This is a genomic window from Pseudomonas sp. TE3911, assembly GCF_054062775.1.
Window position 1 is genome coordinate 14,991 of record NZ_JBSSFP010000001.1, and the last position, 18,361, is coordinate 33,351.

General features: G+C 60.4%; 18 protein-coding genes. 11 read left to right on the forward strand and 7 right to left on the reverse strand.

What is annotated here, in order from left to right; genetic code table 11:
* The first annotated feature begins 7 nt into the window (after positions 1 to 7).
* From ACVWXD_RS00045 to ACVWXD_RS00055, 3 genes are read left to right on the forward strand one after another with little or no spacing between them, the layout of a single operon-like run.
* Positions 8 to 574 carry a YfiR family protein gene (locus ACVWXD_RS00045; protein ID WP_032885562.1) on the forward strand — a complete coding sequence of 189 codons (567 nt, stop codon included), beginning with the start codon at positions 8 to 10 and terminating at the stop codon, positions 572 to 574.
* The gene (locus ACVWXD_RS00050; RefSeq protein ID WP_099602222.1) at positions 571 to 1,833 is read left to right on the forward strand and encodes a diguanylate cyclase domain-containing protein; all 1,263 of its coding nucleotides are present in this window, start codon (positions 571 to 573) and stop codon (positions 1,831 to 1,833) included. Before ACVWXD_RS00045 ends, ACVWXD_RS00050 begins: the two co-directional genes overlap by 4 nt.
* 4 nt (positions 1,834 to 1,837) lie before the next feature.
* The gene (locus tag ACVWXD_RS00055; protein WP_032885564.1) at positions 1,838 to 2,329 is read left to right on the forward strand and encodes an OmpA family protein; all 492 of its coding nucleotides are present in this window, start codon (positions 1,838 to 1,840) and stop codon (positions 2,327 to 2,329) included.
* A gap of 415 nt (positions 2,330 to 2,744) precedes the next feature.
* On the opposite strand, the gene ACVWXD_RS00060 is transcribed toward ACVWXD_RS00055, so the two are convergent.
* Entirely contained in the window at positions 2,745 to 3,692 is a 948-nt protein-coding gene (locus ACVWXD_RS00060) for a LysR family transcriptional regulator (protein WP_457370565.1), read from the reverse strand.
* Positions 3,693 to 3,825: 133 nt separating this feature from the next.
* On the opposite strand from ACVWXD_RS00060, the gene ACVWXD_RS00065 reads away from it, so the two are divergent.
* On the forward strand, positions 3,826 to 5,343 hold the full coding sequence (locus ACVWXD_RS00065) for a CoA-acylating methylmalonate-semialdehyde dehydrogenase (RefSeq protein ID WP_401383694.1): 1,518 nt from the start codon (positions 3,826 to 3,828) through the stop codon (positions 5,341 to 5,343).
* A 14-nt stretch (positions 5,344 to 5,357) separates the two neighbouring features.
* Entirely contained in the window at positions 5,358 to 6,245 is an 888-nt protein-coding gene (gene mmsB / locus ACVWXD_RS00070) for a 3-hydroxyisobutyrate dehydrogenase (protein WP_122681293.1), read from the forward strand.
* 230 nt (positions 6,246 to 6,475) lie between these two features.
* Here mmsB and ACVWXD_RS00075 read toward each other — a convergent pair whose 3' ends face one another.
* Entirely contained in the window at positions 6,476 to 6,820 is a 345-nt protein-coding gene (locus ACVWXD_RS00075) for a cupin domain-containing protein (protein WP_032885568.1), read from the reverse strand.
* A 385-nt stretch (positions 6,821 to 7,205) separates the two neighbouring features.
* Here ACVWXD_RS00075 and kynB point away from each other — a divergent pair, with 385 nt between their 5' ends.
* Positions 7,206 to 7,856, forward strand: a complete 651-nt coding sequence (gene kynB / locus ACVWXD_RS00080; protein ID WP_442117721.1) for an arylformamidase — start codon at positions 7,206 to 7,208, stop codon at positions 7,854 to 7,856.
* The gene (kynA, locus tag ACVWXD_RS00085) at positions 7,853 to 8,710 is read left to right on the forward strand and encodes a tryptophan 2,3-dioxygenase (protein WP_032885570.1); all 858 of its coding nucleotides are present in this window, start codon (positions 7,853 to 7,855) and stop codon (positions 8,708 to 8,710) included. Before kynB ends, kynA begins: the two co-directional genes overlap by 4 nt.
* A gap of 143 nt (positions 8,711 to 8,853) precedes the next feature.
* Here kynA and ACVWXD_RS00090 read toward each other — a convergent pair whose 3' ends face one another.
* The 4 genes from ACVWXD_RS00090 to antA form a co-directional block, all read right to left on the reverse strand.
* Complete coding sequence (locus ACVWXD_RS00090; protein WP_122680718.1) at positions 8,854 to 10,257, reverse strand: amino acid permease; 1,404 nt, start codon at positions 10,255 to 10,257, stop codon at positions 8,854 to 8,856.
* A gap of 72 nt (positions 10,258 to 10,329) precedes the next feature.
* Positions 10,330 to 11,337, reverse strand: coding sequence for an anthranilate 1,2-dioxygenase electron transfer component AntC (gene antC, locus ACVWXD_RS00095; RefSeq protein WP_401383688.1), 1,008 nt, complete (start codon positions 11,335 to 11,337; stop codon positions 10,330 to 10,332).
* Positions 11,338 to 11,543: 206 nt separating this feature from the next.
* Positions 11,544 to 12,035, reverse strand: a complete 492-nt coding sequence (antB, locus tag ACVWXD_RS00100) for an anthranilate 1,2-dioxygenase small subunit (RefSeq protein ID WP_032885573.1) — start codon at positions 12,033 to 12,035, stop codon at positions 11,544 to 11,546.
* Positions 12,035 to 13,426 carry an anthranilate 1,2-dioxygenase large subunit gene (gene antA / locus ACVWXD_RS00105; RefSeq protein WP_032885574.1) on the reverse strand — a complete coding sequence of 464 codons (1,392 nt, stop codon included), beginning with the start codon at positions 13,424 to 13,426 and terminating at the stop codon, positions 12,035 to 12,037. Before antA ends, antB begins: the two co-directional genes overlap by 1 nt.
* A gap of 315 nt (positions 13,427 to 13,741) precedes the next feature.
* Between antA and ACVWXD_RS00110 the strand changes: the two genes are divergently transcribed.
* Positions 13,742 to 14,734, forward strand: coding sequence for an AraC family transcriptional regulator (locus ACVWXD_RS00110; protein WP_032885652.1), 993 nt, complete (start codon positions 13,742 to 13,744; stop codon positions 14,732 to 14,734).
* Positions 14,735 to 14,867: 133 nt separating this feature from the next.
* Here the strand turns inward: ACVWXD_RS00110 and ACVWXD_RS00115 are convergent, their stop codons facing one another.
* A complete protein-coding gene (locus ACVWXD_RS00115; protein WP_095186358.1) occupies positions 14,868 to 15,743 on the reverse strand; it encodes a LysR family transcriptional regulator in 876 nt (291 codons plus the stop codon).
* A gap of 114 nt (positions 15,744 to 15,857) precedes the next feature.
* On the opposite strand from ACVWXD_RS00115, the gene ACVWXD_RS00120 reads away from it, so the two are divergent.
* From ACVWXD_RS00120 to catA, 3 genes are read left to right on the forward strand one after another with little or no spacing between them, the layout of a single operon-like run.
* The gene (locus ACVWXD_RS00120) at positions 15,858 to 16,985 is read left to right on the forward strand and encodes a muconate cycloisomerase family protein (protein ID WP_032885576.1); all 1,128 of its coding nucleotides are present in this window, start codon (positions 15,858 to 15,860) and stop codon (positions 16,983 to 16,985) included.
* Positions 16,986 to 16,997: 12 nt separating this feature from the next.
* Positions 16,998 to 17,288: a muconolactone Delta-isomerase gene (gene catC / locus ACVWXD_RS00125; RefSeq protein WP_260368086.1), complete on the forward strand. Its 291-nt coding sequence runs from the start codon at positions 16,998 to 17,000 to the stop codon at positions 17,286 to 17,288.
* A gap of 41 nt (positions 17,289 to 17,329) precedes the next feature.
* Complete coding sequence (gene catA / locus ACVWXD_RS00130) at positions 17,330 to 18,259, forward strand: catechol 1,2-dioxygenase (RefSeq protein WP_122680716.1); 930 nt, start codon at positions 17,330 to 17,332, stop codon at positions 18,257 to 18,259.
* Positions 18,260 to 18,361 lie beyond the last annotated feature (102 nt).

Below are 18,361 nucleotides of genomic sequence, written 5' to 3' on the forward strand. Positions count from 1 at the left end.
TCGCTGCATGAACGTGGCCGTCTCGCCCACTGAGCGTAGTTTGAGCTGGAGACGCCTACTGCTGATGGCGGTTCTATGCCTGCTGGCACCTCGCGTATTTGCCGAAGCCCCGGGCCCGGCTGATCAGCGCGCCCAGGCGGTCACCCAAGTGGTACTTGGTATTCTCAGTTATGCCCGCTGGCCCGTGGAGCCTGAGCAACTGCGCCTGTGCATCCTCGGTCCGACTCAATACACCGACGATCTGATCAAGGGCACCACCCAGGCCACCGGTCGTCCGGTCGTGGTGCGACGCCTGCTGGTCGACCACCCCGATGTCGTCAACGCCTGTGATGCCGTGTACATCGGCAAACTCAGCACTGACGAACGCAGCCGCCTGTTTGACTCGTTGATCGGCCATCCGGTGCTCAGCATCAGCGAAGGCGGTGACCAGTGCACCGTGGGCAGCCTGTTCTGCCTGCGCGTGGGCGATGAGCAAGTGTCGTTTGAGGTCAACCTCGACTCGGTGGCGCGCAGCGGCGTGCGTATTCACCCCAGCGTGCTGCAACTGTCCCGTCGTCGGGCGCCGGCCTCATGACAGCCGTGACTGTGCGACCCACTCTGCGCTCCGTTATCGGCCGCGGGCATATGATCCTGGCGCTGGTAGCGGTGACCCTGGCCAGCGTGTCCCTGACCCTGCTCGGCGTCTTGGCGCTGCGGGTCTACGCCGAACACAACCTGCACCTGATCGCGCGTTCCATCAATTACACCGTCGAAGCGGCGGTGGTGTTCAACGACCGCGCTGCGGCCACCGAAGCCCTTAGCCTGATTGCTTCAACTGAAGAAGTGGCCCAGGCCGATGTGTTCGACGCCAGCGGCAGGCTGTTGGCGCATTGGGAACGCCCGGAAACCGGCATGCTCTCGCGGGTTGAACTGGCACTGGCGCATACCCTGCTTGAACAGCCCATCAATCAGCCGATCCTGCACCAGGGGCGGACCATCGGCAGCATCCACCTGACCGGCCACGGTGGCAGCCTGCTGCGCTTTCTACTCAGTGGTCTGGCGGGGATCCTAATCTGTACCGCTCTCAGCGCTTGGGTTGCCCTGCACCTCGCGCGCCGTTTGCTGAAGGGCATCACCGGGCCGCTGCAAAGCCTCGCCGCCGTGGCCCACGCCGCGCGCTGCGAACGCGACTTCGACCGTCGCGTGCCGCCGGCGCGCATCGCCGAACTCGATAGCCTGGGCAGCGACTTCAATGCTTTGCTTGGCGAGATGGAAGCCTGGCAAAGCCACCTGCAAAGCGAAAACGAAACCCTCGCACACAAGGCCAACCATGACAGCCTTACCGGCTTGCCCAACCGTGCGTTCTTCGAAGGCCGGTTGATCCGTGCCCTGCGCAGCGCTGCCAAGGCCAAGGAACAATTGGCGGTGCTTTACCTCGACAGCGACCGCTTCAAAGAGATCAATGACAGCTTTGGACATGCGGCAGGGGATGCCGTGCTCGTGGCCGTCGCCGAGCGCGTGCGTGCGCAACTGCGAGAAGACGACCTGGTAGCACGCCTGGGCGGCGATGAGTTCGCCATCCTGCTGGCGCCGCTGCACAAGGTTGAAGACGCCCAGCGCATCGCCGACAAGATCATCGCCAGCATGGACACACCGATTGCCGTGCCTGGCGACACCCAGGTGTTTACCTCCCTCAGTATTGGTATCGCCATCTACCCCGAACACGGTGTCACCCCCGGCACCTTGCTCAATGCCGCCGATGCGGCGATGTACCAGGCCAAACGGTTTTCCCAGGGCGGCCAGCAAACGGCAGAGTCGGAGCACTCTACCGCCAATGTTCAACACAGGAGTTGATCCCTTGTTTTCTAGCGCGCGCGTTTTACTTATCTCGTTGCTGGTGGCCTTCCTCGCCCTCGGCGGGTGCCAGACAGCCCCACCCAAAGGCCTGAGCCCGGCGCAGGTCGCAGTCCTCAAACAACAGGGTTTCGAACTCACCGACGAAGGCTGGGCATTCGGCCTGTCGGGCAAAGTCCTGTTTGGCAGCGACGTAGAAACCCTCAACCAACCCAGCACCGATATCGTGCAGCGCATCGGTAAGGCCTTGCTGGGCGTGGGCATCGAACGCGTGCGCGTTGACGGCCACACCGACACCTCGGGCAAGGAAACCTACAACCAGCAACTGTCCCTGCGCCGCGCGAAAAGCGTGGCGACGGTGCTGCAAGGCGTGGGCATGAAAGAAGAAAACATCCAACTGCGCGGGCTGGGCAGCGCTGAGCCCGTCGCGTCTAACGCGACAGCGGCGGGGCGCACCGAGAATCGACGGGTGTCGATTGTAGTCATCGCCGACTGACTGGACTCAGCGCGACAGCACTTTGCAATGCAATCAAATGTGGGAGAGGGCTTACCCCCGATGAGGGAGTATCAGTTGATGCATTTTTGACTGATCCACTGCGATCGGGGCATAGGCCTCCACATAACTCCCAAAGGCTGACACCTAACTCTGTGGTGAGCGGGCTTGTCCCGCGCTGGGCTGCGAAGCGGCCCCAAAACCAGCCGCTGAGTTCTAACAGGAAACTTCCCGGGTGATAGATGAGTAGATACCCATGTCTTGATGGCCGCCTGATAGCCGACCCAGGATGCTGGCCGAGTACATACCCGTTGCTGCGGTAACGGCGACTCAGGGGGGCGCCCTTACGGCGGCTCACTTTTGAAAAGCGCAAAAGTAAGCAAACCGCTTCTTAAAGAAAATCTTCGGCGTAGGCCCTTTAATCCGCGAACGTGATCTCCTGCGTCTCCCCCATCAACAACCCCTGGTTCTGCTCCGTCACTTCCCTGATGTAATCCCACAACAACGTAATCCGCTTCAGCTTCCTCAAATCTTCCCGGCAATACATCCAGAACTGCCGCGTAATCGCAATCTGCTCCCCCAGCACGGGCAACAACCGTGGATCTTGCGCTGCCAGAAAGCACGGCAAGATCGCCATCGACCGGCCCTGCTGCGCGGCCACGTACTGCGCAATCACGCTGGTGCTGCGCAGGCTGGCGCTGGCGCCGGGCACTACGTTGGCCAGGTAAAGCAGCTCGGAGCTGAACGCCAGGTCGTCCACGTAGCTGATAAACGGATGCTCGGCCAAATCCGCGGGTTTTCGGATGGGCGGGTGTTGGTCGAGGTATTCCTGGGTCGCATACAGCTGCAGCTTGTAGTCGCACAGTTTGCAGCACACGTAGGGCCCGTGTTCCGGGCGTTCCAGGGCGATGACGATGTCGGCTTCGCGTTTGGACAGGCTGATGAAGTGGGGCAGGGGCAGGATGTCTACCGAGATCGCGGGATACGTGTCGACAAAGTGGCTCAACTGCGGGGTCACGAAAAAGCTGCCAAAGCCTTCGGTGCAGCCCATGCGTACATGGCCAGACAGCGCAACGCCGGAGCCCGAGACTTGCTCGCAGGCCATGTGCAGGGTGCTTTCGATGGACTCGGCGTAACCCAGCAGACGCTGACCTTCGGGTGTCAGGACGAAGCCGTTGGTCCGGGATTTTTCGAACAGCAACGTGCCGAGGGACACTTCCAGTGAACTGATGCGACGCGACACGGTGGTGTAGTCCACCGCCAGGCGTTTGGCGGCGACGCTGGCCTTGCGCGTGCGGGCCACTTCGAGGAAAAACTTCAGGTCGTCCCAGTTCAGGGAACCCAGTGATGTGATGTTTTTTTGCATATTGGACCGGCTTTTATGTGCGTTCTTATTAGAGATTTGCACATCTATACTCCAAAAACAGTCCGAACGCCTCATTCTTCAAGGCGATTCAACGCCTTGGTTCTCTAGCATAAATATAAGATTTGGAGACCACATGAACGCATCTGCCGATATTTCCGTGCAACAGGTCAAGTTGCTGATCAACGGCGAGTGGGTCGAGTCCAAGACCACCGAGTGGCAAGACATCGTCAACCCGGCTACCCAGCAAGTGCTGGCCAAAGTCCCGTTCGCCACGGCCGATGAAGTCAACGCCGCCATCGACGCAGCCCATCGCGCCTTCCAGACCTGGAAGCTGACGCCGATCGGCGCGCGCATGCGCATCATGCTCAAGCTACAAGCCTTGATCCGCGAGCATTCCAAACGCATCGCCGTAGTCCTCAGCGCCGAGCAGGGTAAGACCATTGCCGATGCCGAGGGCGACATTTTCCGTGGCCTGGAAGTGGTGGAGCACGCCTGTTCCATCGGCACCCTGCAAATGGGCGAGTTCGCCGAGAACGTCGCGGGTGGTGTCGACACTTACACCCTGCGTCAGCCCATCGGCGTGTGTGCCGGCATTACCCCGTTCAACTTCCCGGCAATGATTCCGCTGTGGATGTTCCCGATGGCCATCGCCTGCGGTAATACCTTCGTCCTCAAGCCGTCCGAACAAGACCCGCTGTCGACCCTACTGCTGGTGGAGCTGGCGCTGGAAGCTGGTGTGCCGCCTGGCGTGCTGAACGTGGTGCACGGCGGAAAGGCTGTGGTGGATGCGCTGTGCACCCATAAAGACATCAAGGCCGTGTCCTTCGTCGGTTCGACGGCCGTCGGTACCCACGTCTACGACCTGGCGGGCAAGCACGGCAAGCGCGTGCAATCGATGATGGGCGCCAAGAACCACGCCGTGGTGCTGCCGGATGCCAACCGCGAACACACCCTCAATGCTCTGGTCGGTGCCGGTTTCGGCGCGGCGGGCCAGCGTTGCATGGCCACCTCGGTGGTGGTGCTGGTGGGGGCGTCCAAGCAGTGGTTGCCGGATCTCAAGGCGCTGGCGCAAAAACTCAAGGTCAACGCCGGTAGTGAAGCGGGCACGGATGTCGGCCCGGTGATTTCCACGCGCGCCAAGGCCCGTATCCTGGAGTTGATCGAAAGCGGCGTGAAAGAAGGCGCCAAGCTGGAGCTGGATGGCCGCGACATTCAGGTGCCGGGCTTCGAGCAAGGCAACTTCGTCGGTCCGACCCTGTTCTCGGGCGTGACTACCGACATGCAGATCTACACCCAGGAAATTTTCGGCCCGGTGCTGGTGGTGTTGGAAGTCGACACCCTCGATGAAGCCATCGCGCTGGTCAACGCCAACCCGTTTGGCAACGGCACCGGGCTGTTCACCCAAAGCGGTGCGGCGGCGCGTAAGTTCCAGAGTGAAATCGATGTAGGCCAAGTCGGCATCAACATCCCGATTCCGGTGCCGGTGCCGTTCTTCAGCTTCACCGGTTCCCGTGGCTCCAAGCTCGGCGACCTCGGCCCGTACGGTAAGCAAGTGGTGCAGTTCTACACCCAGACCAAAACCGTCACCAGCCGCTGGTTCGATGACGACACGGTCAACGATGGCGTCAACACCACCATCAACCTGCGCTGATTCGGGAGACGACCATGAAGATTGCATTTATCGGCTTGGGCAATATGGGCGCGCCAATGGCCCGTAACCTGCTTTTGGCTGGGAATAAGCTGAATGTATTCGACGTTAATCCAGGCGTGTTCAAGGAGTTCGCAGAACTGGGCGCCACCGTCACAGGCTCACCGCGTGAAGCTGCACAAGGCGCCGAGCTGGTGATTACCATGCTGCCCGCCGCTGCCCATGTACGTAGCGTCTGGCTGAATGAAGACGGCGTGCTGGCCGGCATCGGCAAAGGCGTGCCCGCCGTGGATTGCAGCACCATCGACCCGCAAACCATCCGCGATGTTGCCGCTGCTGCGGCCAAGCAAGGCGTGGTGATAGCTGATGCTCCAGTCTCTGGCGGCACCGGCGGCGCTGGCGCAGGGACGTTGACCTTCATGGTCGGCGCCACCCCGGAACTGTTCGCCACCCTGCAACCGGTGCTGGCGCAGATGGGCCGCAACATCGTGCATTGCGGTGACGTGGGCACGGGGCAAATCGCCAAGATCTGCAACAACCTGCTGCTGGGCATCAGCATGGTTGGCGTCAGCGAGGCTATGGCATTGGGTGATGCACTGGGCATCGACACCCAAGTGCTGGCCGGGATCATCAACAGCTCCACCGGGCGCTGCTGGAGTTCGGACACCTACAACCCATGGCCGGGCGTGATCGAAACGGCGCCGTCATCCCGAGGTTACACAGGCGGGTTTGGTGCCGACCTGATGCTCAAGGATTTGGGCCTGGCTACCGAAGCGGCTCGCCAGGCGAAACAACCCGTGATTTTGGGGGCAGTGGCTCAGCAGTTGTACCAATCGATGAGTCAGCGTGGGGAAGGGGGGCAGGACTTCTCGGCGATTATCAACAGCTATCGCAAGCCCAAATAACCCACCAGTGGGACGGCAATTGTAGTGAGCGTGCTTGCCCCGCGCCGGGCTGCGAAGCGGGCCCAATGAAAACGCCGCATTCTTTCAGAAAGAATGCGGCGTTTGTTCTCAGGGCCGCTTCGCAGCCCAGCGCGGGGCAAGCCCGCTCACCACAATAAGTGGGTCAGCTCGGTAAACCGGAGCACCTCAATAAGTGGCTCACTTCAGTAAACCAGTGCACCACAAAAACCTCAGGCGAATACAAAATACTTGCGCACCGTCTCGACCACTTCCCATGTCCCCTTCATCCCCGGCTCTACCACAAAGATATCCCCAGCCCGCAGGTGAATCGGCTCCATCCCTTCAGGGGTGATGATGCAGTAGCCTTCCTGGAAGTGGCAGTACTCCCACTTCACATAATCCACGTACCACTTGCCCGGGGTGCAGATCCAGGTGCCCATGATCTTGCTGCCGTCTTCGCTGGTGTAGGCGTTGAGGTTGACGGTGTGCGGATCGCCTTCGAGTTTTTCCCATTTGCAGGCATCCAGGACCGGCAGGGGATGGGTGTCGCGCAGTACGGTAATGGGCGTGGACATGATGGCTCCGAGGCAGGTAATGGGAAGATGCACCCTAAGGCCTTGTGCGTTGCGCCAGTGGTCTGAACTCGACATCGGGATGCCCAGAAGCGCAGGTGAATGCGACTCCTCAGGCTATGTGCAGTCAATGTGGGAGGGGGCTTGCCCCCGATGGCGCCGGGTCAGCCTGCACCTGTGTCAACTGACCCACCGCCATCGAGGGCAAGCCCCCTCCCACATTAATCCTTGGTGGCAGCTCCACCGTGGCCAGGCGACACTTCTGAGCGTAAATAAGTAATTTCCTCGCAGTAAGTGCGAAAGATTTCCCGCTTGGCGCAGGAATTCGCAAGAAAATTCAGCCCTGGCCCTCGTATCATTCACCCCAGTAACCGCCGAGAGCCTTTAAATGAACCCAATAAAAACGTGGTGGGATATCAGCCCGCCCTTGAGTACGGCGACCCCGACCTGGCCGGGTGATACGCCGTTCCAGGAAGAGCGCGTGTGGCAGTTCGGCCCGGAGTGCCCGGTGAATGTAGGGCGCATTACCTTGTCGCCGCACACCGGCGCCCACGTGGATGCGCCGCTGCACTACAGCGCGGACGGTGCACCCATCGGTGAAGTGTCGTTGGATGTGTACATGGGCCCGTGTCGGGTGCTGCATTGCCTCGGCAGCGGCGCGCTGGTGCAACCGCATCAATTAGAAGGCCGTGTGGACAACTTGCCGGAGCGTGTGTTGCTGCGTACTTATCCACACGCGCCGCTGACTGAATGGGACTCGAATTTCACCGCCATCGCGCCGCAAACCATTGAGCTGCTCGCCAGCCTCGGCGTGCGCCTGATCGGTATCGACACGCCCTCGCTGGATCCGCAACAGTCCAAGACCATGGATTCCCACAACGCCGTGGCCCGGCATGGGATGGCGATTCTCGAAGGCATCGTGCTCGACGAGGTAGCGGAAGGCGACTACGAACTGATCGCGCTGCCGCTGCGCTTTGCCAACCTGGACGCCAGCCCGGTCCGCGCTATTCTCCGTCCGCTCAAGGAGCCCACGCGATGAGCCAATGTCCCTTCTCTGCTGATTACCAACCGCCGGAAGAATGGCATAACGCCGAGCTGAATTTTTCCGAGTCCATGAGCTACGGCGACTACCTGGACCTGGGCAAAGTCCTCAGCGCCCAGCACCCGCTGTCGCCGGACCACAACGAAATGCTCTTCATCATCCAGCACCAGACCTCTGAGCTGTGGATGAAACTGATGCTCCACGAACTCAAGGCCGCCCGTGAGCATGTGCGACTGGGCGAGTTGCCGCCAGCGTTCAAGATGCTGGCGCGGGTGTCGCGGATCTTTGACCAACTGGTGCACGCCTGGGCCGTGCTGGCGACCATGACGCCTTCGGAATACAAAGCGATTCGTCCGTTCCTGGGGCAATCGTCCGGGTTCCAGTCGTTCCAGTACCGCGAGATCGAATTTATCCTCGGCAATAAAAGCGCGGCGCTGTTGCGGCCTCACGCCCATCGGCCGGAGTTGTTGAACGAGTTGAAAGTGGCGATTGCCACGCCGTCGCTGTATGACGAAGCGATCAACTTGATGACCAAGGCGGGCCTTGCGATTGATCCCCAACGCGCCGAGCGCGACCCGACGGCGGCCACCGTTCACGATGAGTCGGTGGAGGCGGCGTGGCGCGAGGTGTATCGCGATCCGAGCCGTTATTGGGATTTGTATCAGTTGGCTGAAAAGTTTATCGATCTGGAGGATTCGTTCCGCCAGTGGCGCTTCCGGCATGTGACCACCGTTGAGCGCATCATCGGTTTCCAACCCGGTACTGGCGGCACCGAAGGCGTGGGGTATCTGCGCAAGATGCTCGACACCGTGCTGTTCCCCGAGTTGTGGCGAGTGCGCTCCACGCTGTAAACAAAAAGCCCCGGATTACCGGGGCTTTTCATTTGCAATGCAATCAAATGTGGGAGGGGGCTTGCCCCCGATGGCGGTGGGTCAGTGGGCACATAAGTGACTGACACACTGCTATCGGGGGCAAGCCCCCTCCCACATGGGTATTACTGCGCAGCGGCGACCGCTTTCGCCTTACTCACTCGCAACCGGTAAGCCACATAGATAATCCCCACCCAAATCGGCATCGCATACACCGACTCGCGAATACCCGGGATCGCCAGCATCACGCTGATGATCATCAGCATGAACGCCAGGCACAGGTAGTTGCTGAACGGGAACCAGAAGGTCTTGAACGATGGCGTCACGCCTTGCTCGCCCATGGCCTTGCGGAACTTGATGTGGGTGATGCTGATCAGCGCCCAGTTGATCATCAGCGACGCAACCACCAGCGCAAACAGCAACTCCAGCGCACTCTGCGGCGCCACGTAGTTGACCACCACGCACAGCATCGTCACCAACGCCGAGATCGCCAGGGCCCGCAGTGGTACGCCTTGCTTGTTGAGCTTCATCAGCGCTTTTGGCGCATCGCCTTGCTCGGCCAGGCCGAACAGCATGCGGCTGTTGCAGTACACGCCGCTGTTGTACACCGACAGCGCCGCGGTCAGCACCACGAAGTTGAGGATGTGCGCGGCCGTGTCGTTACCGATCAGCGAGAAGATCTGCACAAACGGGCTGCCGCTGTAGGGGTCGCCCGACGCGCCGAGGGTTTGCAGCAGTTGGTCCCATGGGTACAGCGACAGCAGCACGGTCAGGGCACCGACGTAGAAGATCAGGATCCGGTAGACCACCTGGTTGATCGCTTTGGGGATCACTTTGCGCGGTTCGGTGGCTTCGGCGGCGGTAATACCCACCAGCTCCAGGCCACCGAACGAGAACATGATGAACGCCATCGACATCAACAGCCCCATGCCGCCATTCGGGAAGAACCCGCCGTGGCTCCACAGGTTACTGATGGACGCTTGCGGGCCGCCGGTGCCGCTGAACAGCAGGTAGCAGCCGAGCACGATCATGCCGACAATCGCCACCACCTTGATGATTGCGAACCAGAACTCGGTTTCACCGAAGAACTTCACGTTCAGGGTGTTGATCAGGTTCACCGCAACAAAGAACACCAGCGCGCTGACCCAGGTCGGGATCTCCGGCCACCAGAACTGGATGTACTTGCCCACGGCCGTCAGTTCGGCCATGCCCACCAGTACGTACAGCACCCAGTAGTTCCAACCGGCCAGGAAGCCCGCGTAGCCGCCCCAGTATTTGTGGGCGAAGTGGCTGAACGAGCCGGCCACCGGCTCTTCGACGATCATTTCACCGAGCTGGCGCATGATCAGGAACGCAATGAAGCCCGCAATCGCGTAGCCCAGGATCATCGACGGGCCCGCCGACTTGAGCACCCCGGCCGAGCCGAGGAACAACCCCGTGCCAATCGCCCCTCCCAAGGCGATCAGCTGAATATGCCGGTTCTTCAGGCCACGCTTGAGGCCCACCGGGTTAACCATGTCATCCGCCATTAACGTTCCCTTCTACTTGTTTTTCTTGGGGTTGATTGCACGCCGCACCAGCCCCTCAGAAGTGCTGAGGAGTCAGATATTACTCTGCGTAAACTTTTCGTAATACAGCTGAACGCCATCAAGTGCCTGATCCGCCAGCCATTGTTGGATGGATTCGACCATTGGAGGGGGCCCGCAGACATACATATCCGCCGATCCGTCCCGCAATTCGGCCAAGTCGAAATGTTGGGTGAGGTAGCCGCGCTTTCCGGGCCAGTCATCTGCGGGGTCGCTGAGGACTTCGGTGTAGCGAAAACCTGGCAGTTTCGCCGCGTAGGCCGCGATGCGTGTCGCTTCGCATAAGTCCTCGGCACCGCGCACGCCATAGTAGAGGTGCACCGGCTGGTCGCAGCCAGTGGCGGCCAGTTGATCGAGCATGCCCAGAAGCGCCGACAACCCGGTGCCGCCGGCGACCAGCACCAGCGGTTGGCTGACGTGCCGAAGGTAGAACGCACCCAGCGGTGCCTCCATCAGCAGTTCATCGCCGACTTGGCAGCGCTCACGCAGGTAGTTGCTCATCACCCCATCGGGCAGCAAGCGGATCAGAAACTGCACCTGATTGCCCGCCAGGTTGGCGAAAGAGTAGGAACGCCAACTGTCCGTGCCTGGCACCGAGAGGCGTGCATATTGGCCGGGTAGAAAATCCAGTGGCGCGTCCAACTGCACGTTGAGGATCGCCGTACTGGCCGACACCAATTGCACCTCGCTGACCGTTCCGCGCACCTGCACCGGGTTCGGTGCATTGCACAAGCTCGAATCAAAGTCGAAGTAGAAGGTGGCGTCGGACTTCACCCGCGTCTGGCAACTGAGCATCTTGCGGTGTTGCAGGTCGAGGCTTGAGAGGGCTTCGTCGTCCACGTAGTCCTGGGTGTAGTCGCCCGATTCGCAACGACCCTGGCAGGTGCCGCATACACCTTCGCGGCAATCCAGGGGGATCTTGATGCCATTGCGCAGGGCCGCATCCAATAGGATTTCATGGGCGCCCACTGGGAAAAACAGGGTCTTGCCGTCGGCAAAACTGAAGGCCACTTTGTGATTCATGTGTTGTTCTCTGCATATTTATGACGTACGTACGGCCTGTTGTGGTGAGCGGGCTTGCCCCGCACTGGGCTGCGAAGCAGCGGCATGAAAGTCGCCGCATTTTTCCCGCCAAACCGCAGTGCTTGCACCAGGGGCCGCTGCGCGCCCCAGCGCGGGGCAAGCCCGCTCACCACAAAAAGCCCGCTCACCACCACAACAAGGGTGCTTTAGAGGTGATAGAAATCCAGCACCGAGTTGATGGTGTCGTTGAGCAGCAGCGCATGCTTGCGAGTGATCAGCCAACTGTCTCCCTCAGGTTTGAGGCGGTAAGTGGCCTGTCCGTAAAACTGCTCCGAAGTCGCCAGCCGATAGAACAGCGTGTGCCAGTTCAGCTTCACTTCCAGCGAGCCATCCGCCTGTTCTGCGATGCGCACGTTATTGATCAGGTGCAAGGTGCGCGGCATTGGCGTGGCCGAGGCTGCCTTGCCGGTGCGCAGGCGAAAGACTCGGTCTTCCAGGCCTGAGCGGTTGGCGTAGTAGATCAACGACATCTCGCGTTTGGGATCGCGGGTGTACACATGCTCCGAGTCCCATTGCGGCAGATGGAACTCGCTCTGCGGATCGAACAGCTGCACATAGGCGTCCCAGTCTTGGGCGTCGCAGAGTTCGGATTTTCGGTAGAAAAACTGCTCGATCCTGTATTGCAGTTGGGCATTCATCATTGCACCTCCCGCAGTGTCAGCGCTTGTCGATCAAGGCCGTTGAGCAGGAACTGCTGCCAGTTGCGGTGCTGGTTGACGTACAGCCCTTCGTGGGTGAATTCAGTGCCGGTCATGGCCGGTTGGATGCCGATGGCTTCACTGTTCGGTGTCGGGCCGGTCTCCCAGCGATGGCTGCCACGGGAGATATCGCTCCAGCGCTCCAGGCGGCCTTGGAAACCACGCTGGGCTTCACGAAATTCCACCAGGTCGTCCGGCGTGCCCATGCCCGATACGTTGAAGAAATCCTCGAATTGGCGAATGCGGTTTTCGCGGTCAGCGTCGGACTCGTTTTTCACCCCCAGGCATTGGCTGATGATCTCGGTCTTGTTCCACGCCACCGGGCGGATGATGCGCAGTTGCGAGCTGATCTGATCGAGGAAGAACAGGCTCGGATAGATGTTCAGATTGCGCAGGCGGTGCATCATCCATTCGGCTTTTTGCTGGCCGTGTTCTTCCACCAGGCGCGGCATGATGGTGGCGTAGCCGGAACGCACGGTCGGGTTGGGCATGTCGCTGAACAACAGGCTGTGGCCGTTGTTGAAGGCGAACCAACCGTCATCGGTATTCGCGTCGCCTGCACCGAGTTTGCTGTAGTCCAGTGTGGTGCCGGAACCTGTGCCGTTCTCGGTATTCACCTGTTGGCGATGCTGCACCGTGGCCACGTAGTTGTAGTGCACGGTGCTCACGTGATAACCGTCCAGACCGTTTTCGTTCTGCAGCTTCCAGTTGCCGTCGTAGGTGTAGGCGGATTTTCCCGGCAGCACTTCCAGCTCACCGGTGGCGGATTGCGCGACCATCATGTCGAAGAACACTTTGGCATCGCCGAGGAAGTCTTCCAGGCTGTCCGTGCCGTTCACGTCCAGACTGATAAACACAAAACCTTTGTAGCTTTCGATTCGCGCTTTTTTAAGGCCGCGGGTGGCTTTGTCGAAACCTTCCGGGTATTCCCCCGGCGCCTTGACCTTCACCAACCGGCCATCGCTCTTGTAACACCAGGCGTGAAACGGGCAGGTAAAGGTGGACTGGTTGCCCTTGCCGACGCGGGTGAGGGTGGTGCCGCGATGCTGGCAGGCGTTGATCAGCGCATTGAGCTGGCCTTCGCCATCGCGGGTGATAATCATCGGCTGGCGCCCGGCGCGCATGGTCACGAAGTCATGGTTATGGGCCAGTTCGCTTTCGTGGCAGGCGTAGATCCAGTTCTTTTCGAAGATCAGTTCCATCTCCAGGTCGAACAGTTGCGGCTCGGTGAACATGTCCCGGGCGATGCGGAACACTTCGTCCGCCGGACGAAAATCCAGGCAGCTTTCGATAAAGCTTTTCCACTGCTCGACGCTTCTTGCACCACTCATGGGAGGCACCTTTTTGATAGGGGCTAATCGGTGGTTTATTAGAGGCAGCGGGGCAGGGCGTGGGCTATCCGCTTAATGGGGGAAGATGGGCCGCAAAGTTGGGCGCGGAGTACCCAATACGGTGCGGCGAGGTAACGTCATGCGCTACTGTCATAGGGCGCGAGGGGCATGAAAACCGGTGACTTATCCACATAGTCGGCCCTTGCTATCCACCCAGTGGCGCTACCACCGGCGTGGCGCAGAACTTGCTGTCCAACAACGATAACGACGCGCCGTCAGAGCGCGCAAACGCCTAACCGCCGTGGGTGCACCCTGATGAGCAGCCAGACACGCGATATCCATATCCAACGCTTCGACCTCGAAGGCGCCCGCAGCTGGATGTCCGGCATCTGCGGGCCGCACCGCCTGGCGACGACGACCCCGGAGCGCCTGCGTTTTCACCACAGCGCCAATGTGTTCAAGTCCCGCGCGACCACCTTGGGCGTGATCGAATACGGCACCGATGTGACCATCGATATCGAGGATGCCGAGCACTTCAGCAGCTACAGCCTCAGCCTGCCGTTGGTGGGTGAGCAGGAGTTGAGCAAGAACGGTGAGCGCCTGAGTTCCAATCGCGACCAAGGCGTGATCATCTCGCCCAACGAGCACCAGGTGCTGGCGATTTCCGGGGACTGTCGCAAGCTGCAAGTGGTGATTACGCGGGCAGCGATGAGTGAGTCACTGGAAGGTTTGTTGCAACGGCCCATCGACGCACCGCTGCGCTTTGAGTCGGTGATGGATGCGGTGGATGGCGCCCCGGCCTCGTGGTGGCGCATGGCGCGTTACTTCATTGCCGAACTGGAGCGCAGCAGCGAGTTGTATGAACAGGCCGCGTTTACCCGGGATCTGGAAAGCTCGCTGATCAAGGGGTTGATCCTGGCCCAGCCCAATAATTACTCCGAAGAACTGCGCGACGTACTGGGCGTGAAACTGCCGCATTACTTGATCCGCGCGCGCCAATACATTCACGACAACGCCCGCGAAGCGCTGCACCTGGAAGACCTGGAAGCCGCAGCAGGCGTGTCGCGCTTCAAGCTGTTCGACGCTTTCCGCAAGTACTTTGCCCTGTCGCCGATGGCCTACCTGAAGAAGTACCGACTGGGCGCGGTGCGCCAGGAAATCCTTGAGCACGGTTCAATTCGTACCATCTCCGAGATTGCCTTGGGCTGGGGCTTTACTCACTTGGGACGGTTTTCGGCGGAGTATCGCAAGCTGTTTGATGAGTCGCCCAGCCAGACGCTGCAGCGCAATCGCCTGCGCAGTACTTGAGCCTGATGAAGAGCAAAATGTGGGAGGGGGCTTGCCCCCGATAACGGTGGATCAGTCAGCCCATTCGTTAACTGGCCCAGCGCAATCGGGGGCAAGCCCCCTCCCACAGGGAGATCGCAGTGTTTATAGCGTTTCAGATCAGTTCTTCCACCAACTGCAGGCAATGACTAAGCCCCGGCGACTGATCATTCACCCTTCGGCTGAGAATAATCGGCGAGGTCGCGGTGGTTTCCACAATCGGCGTGTAACCGATATCCGCCCGATGCAGCACCTGCACCGACGCAGGCACCAGCGTCACGCCCATGCCAGCGCCGACCAGGCCAATCGCGGTCTGCAGCTCGTTAGTCCACTGCGCCACCTTGAGGCTTAAACCGTGGGTATCGAACAGCGCGATCACATGGTCGGCATAACTGGGGCGTGGGTTGCCGGGGTACAGCACAAACGGCTCGGCGGCCAATTGGGCGAGGGTGGCCGGCGCCGCCAGCAGCGGGTGGCCGGCAGGCAGTACCGCCACCAGTCGATCCTCCACCAGTACACGCTGGTCAATGGCTGGGTCGTCGATGCGGATACGCCCGAAGCCGACATCAATGCGCCCGGCCTTGAGCGCTTCGACCTGCTGCAAGGTGGTCATTTCGGACAAACCCAATTCCAGCTCCAGAGCGTCATGGCTGCGCAGCCGCCGGATCAGCTCGGGCAGTACGCCATACAAAGTCGACGGCGCAAAGCCGATGCCCAGCCAGGTCTTTTCGCCCTGGCCGATGCGCCGGGTGCTGTCGCAGACCTTGTTCAACTGTTCGAGCAGCACATTGGCGTGTTCATAGAAAAACCGCCCGGCTTCGGTCAGTCGCAGCGGGCGGCCGCGTTCCAGCAGAATCACCCCCAGCTCATCCTCCAGTTGCTGGATCTGCCGGCTCAACGGTGGTTGGGCGATGTGCAGGCGTTCGGCGGCCCGGGTGAAGTTGAGGGTTTCGCCCAGCACCTGGAAGTAGCGCAGATGACGCAGTTCCATGACGGCTCCTTTCATACCTTGAGAGTATTGTTCGAGACTAATTCTATATTGGCTCCACGCAAAGAGCGGGAACAGAATCAGCGCAGACCTATAAAGAACCCAGCGGGTATTGCCATGCCGATTTGCGCCATTGAGTCGATCGAGACCATTATCGTCGACCTCCCCACCATTCGCCCGCACAAGCTGGCAATGCACACGATGCAGAACCAGACCCTGGTGATCATCCGCGTGCGTTGCGCCGACGGCATCGAAGGCATCGGTGAGTCCACCACCATCGGCGGTCTGAGCTACGGCAACGAGAGTCCCGACAGCATCAAAATCAATATCGACCGCCACTTCGCGCCGCTGCTGATCGGCCAGGACGCCAGCAACATCAACGCCGCCATGTTGCGCCTGGAGCGCAGTATTCGCGGCAATACCTTTGCCAAGTCCGGTATTGAAAGCGCGTTGCTCGATGCATTGGGCAAGCGCCTGAACCTGCCGGTGAGCGAGCTGCTCGGCGGCCGTGTCCGTGACGCGTTGCCGGTGGCCTGGACCTTGGCCAGCGGCAACACCGAACAAGACATCGCCGAAGCCGAAAAGATGCTCGACCTGCGCCGCCACCGCATCTTCAAACTCAAGATCGGCGCCGGTGAAGTCGGTCGCGACCTCGCTCATGTGATCGCGATCAAAAAGGCCTTGGGCGAGCGCGCCAGTGTGCGTGTCGACGTCAATCAGGCCTGGGATGAAGCCGTCGCCCTGCGCGCGTGCAAGGTGCTTGGCGACAACGGCATCGACCTGATCGAACAACCGATCTCGCGCAATAACCGTGGCGGCATGGCCCGGCTGAACCTGTCGAGCCCAGCGCCGATCATGGCGGATGAATCCATTGAATGTGTCGAGGATGCCTTCAACCTCGCCCGTGAAGGTGCGGCGTCAGTGTTCGCCCTCAAGATCGCCAAGAACGGCGGCCCGCGTGCGGTGTTGCGCACGGCCGCGATTGCTGAAGCGGCGGGTATCGGCCTGTACGGCGGCACCATGCTCGAAGGCGGCATCGGCACCCTGGCCTCGGCCCATGCGTTCCTGACCTTGAACAAGCTGGCGTGGGACACCGAACTGTTCGGTCCGCTGCTGCTCACCGAAGACATCCTCACCGAACCGCCGGTGTACCGCGATTTTCAGTTGCATGTCTCCACTGCGCCGGGCCTGGGCCTGGCCATCGATGAAGAGCGTCTGGCGTTCTTCCGTCGTGACAAACACTAAGAGGCGCTTGCCATGTTGTTCCACGTAAAAATGACCGTGAATCTGCCCGTCGACATGAACCCTGAGCGCGCCGGCCGCCTCAAGGCCGACGAAAAAGCCCTGGCTCGACGTTTACAAGAGCAAGGCAAATGGCGCCACCTGTGGCGCATCGCCGGGCTTTACGCCAACTACAGCGTGTTCGATGTCGACAGCGTGCAAGAGCTGCACGACCTGCTGATGCAACTGCCGCTTTATCCCTACATGGCCATCGAAGTGAACGCCCTGTGCCGGCACCCTTCGTCGATCCATGAGGACGACCGTTAAGCCTGTTCTACACCTAACAATTACAAGATGAGGATCGCACCATGTCCATCCGACTGTCCCAGACTGCCCACGCCCAACAGTTTCTCGAAGAAGCCAGCGGCAACCTTAATGACGGCGGTAACCCGCGCACCAAAGCGCTGATCTACCGGATTTTGCGCGACACCGTGAACATCATCGAAGACCTGGACGTGACGCCGGAAGAGTTCTGGAAGGCGGTCAACTACCTCAACGAACTGGGCAAGAACCAGGAAGCCGGACTGCTTGCCGCCGGGTTGGGCCTGGAGCACTACCTGGACATGTTGATGGACGCCGCCGATGAAGAAGCCGGCAAATCCGGCGGCACGCCACGTACCATCGAAGGCCCGCTGTACGTGGCCGGTGCGCCGCTGTCCCAGTACGAAGCGCGGTTGGATGATGGGACGGATGCCGCAGTGCCGCTGTTCATGCGCGGACAAGTGCGCGACACCAACGGTAAACCGTTGGCTGGGGCGATTGTGGATGTGTGGCAGGCCAACACGGGCGGCACTTATTCCTGGTTCGATAACACCCAGTCGGAATTTAACCTGCGCCGACGCATAGAGACCGACGCCCAGGGTAACTACCGTTTTCGCAGCATCGTGCCGTCGGGCTACGGCTGCCCGCCGACTGGACCGACCCAGCAACTGCTCGATCAATTGGGGCGCCACGGGCAGCGGCCGGCACATATCCACTTCTTCATCTCGGCGCCGGGGCATCGGCACCTGACGACACAGATCAACCTGTCGGATGACCCGTACCTGCACGATGACTTTGCCTACGCGACGCGGGATGAATTAATTGCCGAGATTCGCTTCAGCGACGATCAGCAACTGGCGCGGGAGTTTGGGGTGGAAGGGCGGTTTGCACAGATTGATTTTGATTTTGAGTTGCAGACGGCTGATGCGCCGGTAGAACAGAAACGCATGCAGCGAGTCCGCGCCCTCGAAGACTAAATGCGGTCAAAAATGTGGGAGGGGGCTTGCTCCCGATAGCGGCGGATCATTCAACATTTAAGTGACTGACACACCGCCATCGGGGGCAAGCCCCCTCCCACA